At 65.5% G+C, this 10,442-nt stretch carries 11 protein-coding genes and 1 pseudogene; 5 read left to right on the top strand and 7 right to left on the bottom strand.

From position 1 onward, the window contains the following. The 5 genes and pseudogenes from ADBZ6I_RS12570 to ADBZ6I_RS12550 all read right to left on the bottom strand — a co-directional run. The coding region (locus tag ADBZ6I_RS12570) for a CNNM domain-containing protein (protein WP_526384297.1) at window positions 1-706 on the bottom strand (706 nt) is incomplete at its 3' end. A 308-nt stretch (window positions 707-1,014) separates the two neighbouring features. After that, a pseudogene (gene arsB, locus ADBZ6I_RS12565) lies at window positions 1,015-2,070 on the bottom strand (ACR3 family arsenite efflux transporter); the annotation flags it as partial. Next, window positions 2,067-2,522, bottom strand: coding sequence for an ArsI/CadI family heavy metal resistance metalloenzyme (locus ADBZ6I_RS12560; RefSeq protein ID WP_526384295.1), 456 nt, complete (start codon window positions 2,520-2,522; stop codon window positions 2,067-2,069). The gene ADBZ6I_RS12560 and the pseudogene arsB, both read right to left, overlap by 4 nt. 29 nt (window positions 2,523-2,551) lie before the next feature. Beyond that, entirely contained in the window at window positions 2,552-2,968 is a 417-nt protein-coding gene (locus ADBZ6I_RS12555; RefSeq protein WP_526384293.1) for an arsenate reductase ArsC, read from the bottom strand. After that, entirely contained in the window at window positions 2,965-3,348 is a 384-nt protein-coding gene (locus ADBZ6I_RS12550; RefSeq protein ID WP_526384291.1) for an ArsR/SmtB family transcription factor, read from the bottom strand. The genes ADBZ6I_RS12555 and ADBZ6I_RS12550 overlap by 4 nt, the downstream gene beginning before the upstream one ends. Window positions 3,349-3,499: 151 nt before the next feature. Between ADBZ6I_RS12550 and arsD the strand changes: the two genes are divergently transcribed. Next, window positions 3,500-3,892 carry an arsenite efflux transporter metallochaperone ArsD gene (gene arsD / locus ADBZ6I_RS12545; protein ID WP_526384299.1) on the top strand — a complete coding sequence of 131 codons (393 nt, stop codon included), beginning with the start codon at window positions 3,500-3,502 and terminating at the stop codon, window positions 3,890-3,892. A 48-nt stretch (window positions 3,893-3,940) separates the two neighbouring features. Then, a complete protein-coding gene (gene arsA / locus ADBZ6I_RS12540) occupies window positions 3,941-5,722 on the top strand; it encodes an arsenical pump-driving ATPase (protein WP_526384289.1) in 1,782 nt (593 codons plus the stop codon). A gap of 19 nt (window positions 5,723-5,741) precedes the next feature. On the opposite strand, the gene ADBZ6I_RS12535 is transcribed toward arsA, so the two are convergent. Continuing rightward, window positions 5,742-6,428, bottom strand: a complete 687-nt coding sequence (locus tag ADBZ6I_RS12535) for a TetR family transcriptional regulator (protein WP_526384287.1) — start codon at window positions 6,426-6,428, stop codon at window positions 5,742-5,744. Between the two features lie 207 nt (window positions 6,429-6,635). Next, on the bottom strand, window positions 6,636-7,145 hold the full coding sequence (locus tag ADBZ6I_RS12530; RefSeq protein WP_526384285.1) for a hypothetical protein: 510 nt from the start codon (window positions 7,143-7,145) through the stop codon (window positions 6,636-6,638). 47 nt (window positions 7,146-7,192) lie between these two features. On the opposite strand from ADBZ6I_RS12530, the gene ADBZ6I_RS12525 reads away from it, so the two are divergent. From ADBZ6I_RS12525 to ADBZ6I_RS12515, 3 genes are all read left to right on the top strand, one after another. After that, window positions 7,193-7,897 carry a hypothetical protein gene (locus ADBZ6I_RS12525; protein ID WP_526384283.1) on the top strand — a complete coding sequence of 235 codons (705 nt, stop codon included), beginning with the start codon at window positions 7,193-7,195 and terminating at the stop codon, window positions 7,895-7,897. 246 nt (window positions 7,898-8,143) lie between these two features. Continuing rightward, window positions 8,144-8,983: a lysophospholipid acyltransferase family protein gene (locus tag ADBZ6I_RS12520; RefSeq protein WP_526384281.1), complete on the top strand. Its 840-nt coding sequence runs from the start codon at window positions 8,144-8,146 to the stop codon at window positions 8,981-8,983. 76 nt (window positions 8,984-9,059) lie between these two features. Next, window positions 9,060-10,442, top strand: a 1,383-nt coding sequence (locus ADBZ6I_RS12515) for a WS/DGAT/MGAT family O-acyltransferase (RefSeq protein ID WP_526384279.1), incomplete at its 3' end; no start/stop codon positions are given.

Raw genomic sequence — 10,442 nt, 5'->3', positions numbered from 1 at the left:
CCCCGACGACGTCCACCCGTGCACGTGGAATCATCGCGTGCTCCGCAGTGCGGGTGGGGAAGTCCAGGATTCGGTCGAGCAGGGTGGACAGTTCGGCCGGCAACTCGCCGGTCTGGCGCGACTCGGCGACGATGTGCTCGAGGTCGCGGGCGGTCGCTGAATGCTCCACGTCGTGAACCGGCTCGATCCGCAACGCCCGCAACAGCAGGTTCGACGACGAATCGAAGAGTTGGATCAGCCAGCCGAACAGCGCCAAATAGATGGCGGTGGAGCGAGAAAGCCATCTGGCTAACGGCTCAGGGCGAGCGATCGCGAGGTTCTTCGGGAACAACTCGCCGAAAACCATCTGGACAACGGTCGAGAACACCACTGCCAGGATCACTCCGATGGCAATGGCCAGGGCGGCGGGGATTCCGGCGCCACCGAGCAGTTCCCCCACTCCAGCTCCGATGAGCGGTTCGGCGACGTAACCGACGAGCAGACCGGTGACGGTGATGCCGAGTTGTGCGCCGGAAAGCATGAACGACGTCCGTCGGGTGATCGACAGCGCTCGGCGTGCGGCCGCGTCACCCGCTTCCGCGCGGGCCTTCAGCCGGGACCGATCCACGGCCATGTAGGCGAACTCCTGAGCAACGAAGTACCCAGTGAGAGCGGTAATCGCCAGCACGACAAGAATGCCGAGACCAATACTCAGCGCGGTCACCACAGAGGTCTCCCGGACGCCGTGACACAGCGGCTGTCACATCCGGGCCGGGGTCTTCGAGGTTTGCGCTTGGCGCGTCTCATGGCTCCTTCTAAAAACTCGTTGGCCAACCGTGATTCTGCCACGACTACGGACAAGGCAATTCTGCAGGTTCCCGGCCCAGACGACGAGCCTGGATGCACAGGCCCGGGACTGCCAACAGCACGCTTACTTGGGAATTTTTTTCCAGGATGGGCTGCGGTGCTACGCGCCCGCGGCCCCGGAAAAACGACTACCGGTCGGCACTAGCCGATTGGCTCGGAATGACGGAATCGTCCCCGCAGGGCGAGCGATACATAGACCAGGCCGACGAGGACCGGAACTTCGATGAGGGGTCCGACGACGCCGGCGAGGGCTTGCCCCGAGGTTGCGCCGTAGGTGGCGATCGCGACGGCGATGGCCAGTTCGAAGTTGTTACCTGCGGCAGTGAATGCCAGGGTGGTGGTGCGTTCGTACCCCAGGCCGAGGGCGGCCCCGAGCAGGTAGCCGCCGCCCCACATGATGGCGAAGTAGGCCAGCAGCGGCAGGGCGATGCGTGCGACGTCCCAGGGCCGGCTGGTGATCTGATCGCCTTGCAGCGCAAAGAGAATGACGATAGTGAACAGCAGCCCGTAGAGCGCCCAAGGCCCGATCTTGGGCAGGAACCGGGTTTCGTACCACTGCCGGTCCTTGGCGCGTTCCCCGAGGCGGCGGGACAGATATCCAGCCAGCAGCGGGATGCCGAGGAAGATCAGCACGGACTTGGCGATCTGCCACGGCGAGGCGGCGATCGTGGTTTGCGGTAAGCCCAGCCAGCCAGGCAGGACGGAGAGGTAGAACCAGCCGAGCACCGCGAACATGAACACCTGGAAGATCGAGTTCAGGGCGACGAGCACGGCGGCAGCTTCACGGTCGCCGCAGGCCAGGTCGTTCCAGATGATGACCATGGCGATGCAGCGGGCCAGCCCGACGATGATCAGTCCGGTGCGGTACTCGGGCAGATCGGGAAGCAACAGCCAGGCCAGGGTGAACATCAGCGCGGGACCGAGCACCCAGTTGAGCACCAAGGAGCTGATGAGCAGTTTGCGGTCGGTGGTGACGCTGTCGAGGCGGTCGTAGCGGACCTTGGCCAGTACCGGGTACATCATGATCAGCAGGCCCAGGGCGATGGGCAGTGAAATACCATCGATCTGAACGCTTTCCAGTGCGGTGTTCAGACCAGGTATCCAGCGGCCCAGGAGCAGGCCCGCGGCCATGGCGATGCCGATCCACACCGGCAGGAACCGGTCGAGGGTGGACAGCTTGCCCACCACTGGTGCGTGCGGGTCGGCTGTCGACACCCCGGTCACGACCGTTCTCCGGCGGGGGTTTCGGTGCAGCAACTGGTCGTGTCTGTGAGCGGAAGTTTGGCGAAAGCCGTTGCGGCGCCGAAGGTCTCGGTATCGGCGAGTTTGGTGTAGACCTCCCACCGTTCCCCGTCGGGACCAGTGACCCACACCTTGTCCTGAGTGGCGAAGCAGCAGGTGGTGCCGATCTCCTCCTCGGTGAACATGCCCGCTTCGGTGAGCCGGGCGATCTCGGCGCGAACCTGCTCGCTGGATTCGACTTCGACGCCGAGGTGGTTGATGCTGCCGCCCTGGCCGCGGTTTTCAAGCAGGACCAGCTTGAGCGGGGGTTCGGCGATGGCGAAGTTGGCGTAACCGGGCTTCACCTTGGCCGGGGAGGTATTGAACAGCCTGGAGTAGAACGCGATGGCTGCGTCGAGATCATCGACGTTGAGCGCCAATTGGATTCGGGACACGGACGGTTCTCCTGGTTTTTCCGCTGACGTCAGCGGATAGCGGTATCGGGGAGCAGCTCGGCGACGAGGTCTGCGACGCGGGCCTTGATTTGGTCGCGGATCGGTCGCACGGCTTCTACACCCTTGCCGGCGGGGTCTTCGAGCACCCAGTCGCGGTAGCTCTTGCCGGGGAAGAACGGGCAGGTGTCCCCGCAGCCCATCGTGATCACCACATCGGAGGCTTCGACCGCGTCGGTGGTCAGGATCTTCGGGTTCTGGGTGGAGATGTCTATGCCGACCTCTGCCATGGCCTCCACTGCGGCGGGGTTAACCGCATCAGCTGGCGCACTGCCGGCCGAGCGGACCTCGATGGCCTCCCCGGCCAGAGCGGAGAGGAAGCCGGCGGCCATCTGGGAACGGCCGGCGTTATGGATGCACACGAATAAAACGGATGGCTTGCCGGTCATCGGCACGTCCTCTCGGTGGGTGGAGCGAACGAGAAATCGGTGGCGGGGGCCAGGACGGCCGAGAGCTGTTCCAGTGCTGAGGGGATCACCCAGTAGTAAACCCAGGTGCCGCGCCGTTCGCAGTCCAGCAAGCCGGCTTCACGAAGGGTCTTGAGGTGATGGGAGATCGTGGGCTGGGACACCTCGCTGGCCGCGGAGATGTCGCACACGCAGCACTCCCCGCCCTCATGGCTGGCGATCAAGCTCAGAATCCTCAGCCGCACAGGATCGCTCAAGGCTTTGAACATCCGGGCCAGCTGACCGGCCCAGTCAGAGTCCAGTGGCTCGTTGGCCAGCGGGGCGCAGCACGGCCCGCGCCCGCTGGGCGGAAGCATCGACATGTGTCTATATTGATACTCATCTATCCATCCGTCAACTGGAGACAGGCTTTGGGCCACCGCGCCCACCGACCACCCCTGAACCGACAGAGGAGACACCATGTCCAAACCAGACACCGTGTCCAAACCAGACACCATGTCCAAACCAGACACCATGCCCACCATCGCCGTTTTCGAACCCGCCCTGTGCTGCAACACCGGCGTATGTGGTGAGGACGTCGACCAGAACCTGGTCACCTTCACCGCCGACATGGCCTGGCTGGCTGAGCAGGGCGCGTCCATCACCCGCCACAACCTGGCCAATGACCCGATGGCCTTCGCCCACAACGAGGCGGTCAAGAGCTTCCTGGAGATCGCCGGCGCGGCCGGGCTTCCCCTGGTGTCAGTCGGCGGGGTCACTGTGGCGACCGGCCGCTATCCCGCCCGAGCCGAACTCGCCCGCTGGGCGGGCTTGGCGAACCTGGCGACAGTGCCCGCGGGAGGGATCAGCCTTGGAATCTCCGAGAGCAACGAGTCCTCCTGCTGCGAAGACACCGGCTGCTGCTGATGTCCCCAGCGCTCGAAACTTCCACCCCGACTGGAGATCTGGCCTGCCATGACGTCTGCTGAGCTGACGTTCCTCACCAACCCGCCCCGGTTCCTGTTCTTCACCGGCAAGGGTGGAGTCGGCAAGACCTCCATCGCCTGTGCGGCCGCGCTGGCGCTGGTTCACGCCGGCAAGAAGGTGCTGCTGGTGTCGACCGATCCGGCCTCCAATGTCGGGCAAGTCTTCGGGGTCGCCATCGGTAACCGCATCACCGCGATCCCCGCCGTTGCGGGACTGTCCGCCCTCGAGATCGACCCCGAAGCCGCCGCTGCGGACTATCGCGAACGCATCGTAGGCCCAGTCCGCGGTCTGCTGCCCGAGGCCGCGATCGCGTCCATCACCGAACAGCTGTCCGGATCGTGCACCACCGAGGTGGCCTCCTTCGATGAGTTCACCGCCCTGCTCACCGACGCCGACGGCACCGTCGGCGGCTTCGACCACATCCTGTTCGACACCGCCCCCACCGGACACACCATCCGGCTGCTCCAACTACCGGGCAACTGGACCCAGTTCCTGCAGACCGGCAAGGGCGACGCCTCCTGCCTTGGTCCGCTGGCCGGACTGGACAAGCAGAAAAGCACCTACGCCGCCGCGGTGGACGCCTTGGCCGACCACGACCGCACCCGATTGGTCCTGGTCACCCGGCCGACCCGCTCGGCGCTGCGCGAAATCGACCGTACCCATGGGGAATTGGCTGCCCTCGGGATGAACCGCCAGTACGTGGTGGTCAACGCCGTCATGCCCCAACCGGGCGACGACAGCGACCCCCTGGCCAGTGCGGTGTATCGCCGCGAGCAGGCCGCGCTGGCCGATATGCCCGCCGCCCTGCGGGCGCTGCCGCACGACAGCATCGACCTCAAAGCCGACAACATGGTCGGCCTCGAGGCCCTGCGCACCCTTTTCGAAACCACCCCCGTCATCCACGCCGCCGACACCACCTCGGCCGCCCCGCACGCGGTGGCGATCGCACCACTGCGTGCCCTCGTCGATGAGATCGAACGCAGCGGGAAAGGCTTGGTGATGTGCATGGGCAAGGGCGGTGTCGGCAAGACCACCGTCGCCGCCGCGATCGCGGTCGCCCTGGCCAACCGCGGCCACGACGTCCACCTCAGCACCACCGATCCCGCCGCCCACCTCACCGAGACCCTCCAGGGCGGCGTCGCGAACCTGCGGGTCTCGCGCATCGACCCCGCAGATGCCAGCCAGCAGTACCGCGACCGCGTCATGGCCGGCAAGGGGGCGCATCTCGATCAGGCCGGCCGGGCGACTCTCGCCGAAGACCTGCGCTCGCCGTGCACCGAGGAAGTCGCTGTCTTCCAAGCCTTCTCAAAAGTCATCCATGAATCCCGGAGCACCTTCGTCGTCTTGGACACCGCACCCACCGGGCACACTCTGCTGCTGCTCGATGCCACCGGTTCCTACCACCGCGAGATCGCACGCCAGATGGTTGACGGCGGGAATTACACCACCCCGCTGATGCGGCTTCAGGACTCCGCCCTCACCAAAGTTCTGCTCATCACATTGGCCGAAACCACCCCGGTGCTCGAGGCCGCCGAGCTACAGAACGACCTCGAACGCGCCGGCATTCACCCTTGGGCATGGGTCGTCAACAACTCCGTCGCCGCCGCCAACCCCACCAACCGACTCTTACTACGACGGGCCGCCGCTGAGCTCAGCCAAATCACCACTGTGAGAACAAAATACGCCTACCGCAGCGCTGTCATCCCGCTGCTTGCCGCCGAACCCGTCGGCATCCCAGCACTCGAAGCTCTGACCGCACCGCCGGACTGAGCGACATCCGGTCGAAGCGTCACCACACGGCGTCGGTGTACTGGCCGGCCAGCCGAGCAGTGAACTGCTCGTAATGGGACAGGGCCGTCGGTGTCACCATTGATCGCAAGCCGACCTGCCAGGTCAGGAGGAGCTGTTCGACGTGCGAGCCGTTGTCCATGAGGGCGTCGGAAAGCAGGTGGCAACCTTGCAAGCAGATCCACACCAGACTGGCAGCTTGCGTGGGGGTGACATCGTCCCGCAAGTCGCTATCGCTGAGCGCATCGGCGACGCGCCGAATGAATCTGCTGACGTGTTCGTGAAACGACTGCCGGCCTTCGATGCTCAGTTGCCCAAAAGCCTGGGCGAGGTGGTTGGCGATGCCCACCGACTTGTCGCGTTTCATGAGATCTGAGATCTGGAAGGTCATCACGATGACTCGTTCCAGGCCGGGTCCGGATGTGTTGAGGCATCGGGTCACCTCGGTGATGACCGTCGACCAGCCCTGCGCGACGATCGCGGTCGCGATGGCTTCCTTGGAGGCGAAGTGGTGGTAGAACGCCCCGGTGGTCATGCTCGCTCGGGAGGTGATGTCGGTCAGGTTGGTGGCGAAATAGCCGGTTTCGGTGAAGAGGTCGACCGCCGCGTCGAGAAGCCGCTGCCGTGTGGCTGCGGCTCCCGGGGAACTGTTCGGCGAATCTGTTGCCGCGCGGCGGGCGACTGCCATCTCGACTGAGTCCTCACCTAGATTTCAGGCTGTGGAACGGGGCGGCCCGGGATGGGGATCGCGGGCCAGCCCCGCAAACCAGCATACTGGCATAACAGACGTCCCGTCTAATTTGCAGCCGGCGCCGAAGTCGGCGGCGTGTGCTTGATTGACGGGGCGCGGTCACACCGCCGGAAGCCCACCAGGCCTAACGCCATCACTAACGTCTCAGCTCCCGCGCCCAGTGGTACGCCCCGGCAGCGGAACGGTGTCATTGCGTGCGGCCGCGCACGCAGCCTGAGCGTCGTGCTTGTGATCGAAGCAACGATCCATGCCAGGCCCTTCGGCGAACCACTCGCCGGTAGCAAGCAGGCCAACGAGATACCCGCCGGAGCGGTATACGCCCGGCGCGACACGTTTCCAGGTCATCGGACCTGCTGCGGCCCGCAGCCAGGCGGTGAGCGCCCGCACGGGGTCGCCGTTCTCTCCAGCCAGGACCGCGACCGGATCGGCCTCCCCGCCGTCGATCACGTAAGCCGTCACCACCCAGCCCAACTCATCCACGTCAATCGCGAACAGCAGATTGCCCACCCGCACCGCAGTCGCATCGTCGAGGTGCCACGGCTCACCGAGGCCACCGCTGGCATTGATCGCAACGCGCACGATCTCGGCGGGGAGACGGGGGAGAGAAGGTTTCACAAGGGAAATACTGGCGCAGCCAAAGCCCTGCCGTCCCATTGGCGCGACCAGCCCACAGAGATGGCGCCGAGTCATACACTCATTTGGTGAACATCAGCAAATTGATCGCCGACGCAGCCATCGCCCCTGTCCGCGCCGGCCTGTTTGCGGCCGATGCCGGACTCGCCGTCGCTACCCTGGCGGTCGGGTTTGTGAAGCAGTCCTTGGGTGAGGAAGTCACGCAGGGACCGAACCCGATGGACGACATTCTCCCGCTGCGTGGCGCGATCATCGGGGCCAACCGAGTTGCCGAATTGACCGAGCCCGACAGGGCGATGGCGCGGATTCTGGCGCGCGGTGGTCTGGCGGACAGGCTGACGGCGCCCGGCGGGATCGTCGACCTGCTGACCGCCCCCGGCGGTCTGCTCGATCAGGTAACCGCCGGCGGCAACTCGCTGGAGCGGATCCTGGCGCCCGGCGGGCTCGCCACTCGGCTGCTCGCCGAGGAGGGCGCGATCGAGCGGATGTTCGTCAAGGACGGCCTCATCGAGCGACTGCTCGCCGAGGACGGCGTCGTGGACAAGCTGACGGTGAAGGACGGACCGCTCGAACAACTCACCGAAGCCGCTGAAATCCTGAGCCGGCTCTCGCCCGCCGTAGAGACGTTGACACCCACCGCCGAGACCCTTGAGGCGGCTGTCGACACCCTCAACAGGATCATCGGTTCGCTGAGTAGCTTCACCGACCGCATCCCGCGGCGGCGGCCGCGGCCGAACATGCTCACCAATCTCCAGAACGTCATCGAGGACTGAGCCGACTCGCCACGCCGGCTTAGCCGCACCGGCCGGAGCTGTTCCACGGAATCGGGTCGCAGGGAGATGTCGATTAGCTGGGGCCAAGGACACCTGCTGATCCCGCAGAAAGCCCGATGAGCGTGGGAGTTTTGACCATTGCTCCTCTCTGAGCGTGCTGCGGGCGCTAACGTTGGGCGCGCATTGCTGTTCGGCACGAACGACGAATCAGTTGGCTCTGAGCGGCGCTGACCAGAGGAGATCGAGATGACATCGGCAAAAACTCCAGCACAGGACACCAGCAGCTCGGTGCCGGCAGGTCCCAACGAGACATTCATGAAGTACGTGCAGAGTCCGGTCTGGGACTTCCTGTGCGACCACTACTTTCGGGTGGAGATGGAAGGGTGGCACCGGATCCCCGATGAGCCGTCGCTGCTGATCGGTATCCACTCGGGTGGCTCGCTGACGATGGACGCGTGGACCCTGGTGCACTCCTGGTACCGGCACTTCGAGGGCCGCCGGATACTGCACGGCACCGCGCACGACGTGTTGATGGGCGCTCCCATCATCGGCGACTACTTCAAGGCGATGGGCGTGATCAACGCGTCCCGCAAGGGCGTCACCGACGCTCTGGCCGCCGGTCACGACGTCGTGGTTTGGCCGGGCGGCGAGATCGATGCGATGCGTAACTGGCGCCTTCGCGACAAGGCGATCCTGGCTGGCCGCAAGGGCTTCATCCGGCAGGCGATGCGCTCCGGGGTTCCGATCGTCCCGGTTGCCACCATTGGCGGCCACGACACCGTCTTCGTGCTGTCCGAAGGCCGGTTCATCGCTAAGTGGACGGGCCTGGGCAAGCGCCTTCGCGGCGCGACCATCCCGATCATCTCCGGCTTCCCGTTCCCGCTCGCCATCGAAATCCTGCCGGCGCACATCCCGCTACCGGCCAAGATTCGCACCGAGTTCCTGGACCCCATTTATGTCGAGAGCGACCCCGCGCTGATGGACGACGACGACTACCTGAACAAGGTCTATGAAGAAGTTCAGGGCGCGATTCAGGACGGCATGGACCGACTGGCCAGACGCCGCAGCTTCCCGATCTTCGGCTGAGCGACCGTCGGCGACGATCATCCGGTCTGAACAGCGTCCCCCTGCAACAGCACATTGACATGCCAGGAGTGATCCGATGAAGCAACTCTCCGGCTTGGACGCCGCCTTCCTCTACGCGGAGACGCCGACGACGTTCGGGCACGTGAACCTGCTGTTGATCTTCGAACGCCCCGAACCCGACTTCGAGCCGTACCCGGCGGTGTACGCCAAGTTCGCCTCGCTCGTCGGTGCGCTGGAGCCGCTGCGCCGGCGCGTGGTCGAGGTGCCGTTCGGACTCGACCACCCGTACTGGGCGGCCGACGGCAAACTCGACCTCGACTACCACATCCGCGAAGTAAACCTGGCCAAACCTGGCCTCGCCGATCAGCTGGCTGATCAGGTCTGCCGCATCGTCGAGGGGCAGATGGACCGCACCCGGCCGCTGTGGGAGGTCCATGTCATCGACGGCCTGCAAGACAACCGCTGGGGGCTTCTGACGAAGTATCACCACGCCACCCTCGACGGCGCCGCCGGCCAGCTGATGTTGCAGGCCATCACCAGCACCAGCCCCGACGCGACGCCGCCGGGTGACAGCCCGCCGTGGGAGCCCGAGGAGCTACCGTCCGGCCCCGAGTTGCTGGTGCGAGCGGTGGGAAACATCGCCGCCAACCCCATGAAGGCGGTGCTGCTTCAGACCCGCATGGTGCAGAGTCTCGCGGCAGCGGCCGGGATCGACAGCGTGGCCAGCGCGGCGGGTGTCGTCGGCTCCACAGTCAAGCGGCTCGGCAAGTTGGGTACCGAAGGCGGCACCAAACTCCCGATGCCGACGGCACCTGCTCCGCGGACGCCGTGGAACAAGGCGATCAGCCCGCACCGCCGATTCGCGATGCGCAGCGTGTCGCTGGAGAACATCAAGCGCCTCAAACAGGCCACCGGCGGCACGGTCAACGACATCGTCATGGCGATCTGCGCGGGCGGGTTGCGCGAGTACCTGCTCTCCCACAACGCCCTGCCCGACCGCCCGCTGCGGGCGATGGTCCCGGTGTCGCTGCGTACCGGCAAAGAGGACGACCCGTGGACCAACATGGTGTCCGACATCTTCCCCGAGGTGCCGACCAACTGCGCCGACCCGCTCGAACGCATCACCCGTTCCCGTGAGGCGATGGTGGCCGCCAAACGCACCTTCGACCTCGTCCCGGCCGCGGAGCTGATGGACCTTACCCATTACTCCACGCCGCTGCTCGCCACCGCCGCCGTCCGGCTGGCATCGCAGCTGAAGGTGGCCGATCTGGGCGTCCAGCCGTTCAATGTGACGATTTCCAATGTTCCCGGGCCCCGTCAGCCGCTGTACTTCGCCGGAGCCAAGCTTGCACACCAATTCCCGGTGTCGATCGTCACCGAGGGGCAGGGCCTCAACATCACTCTGACGAGCTACCTGGACCGGTTGGATTTCGGCTTCCTCGCCGACCGCGACCTGGTG

The sequence above is a fragment of the Mycobacterium sp. genome, from assembly GCF_044342925.1.
In the GTDB taxonomy this organism is placed as follows: domain Bacteria; phylum Actinomycetota; class Actinomycetes; order Mycobacteriales; family Mycobacteriaceae; genus Mycobacterium.
Note: the sequence above shows the minus strand (reverse complement) of the source record. Positions and strands in the feature narration are given on the sequence as shown.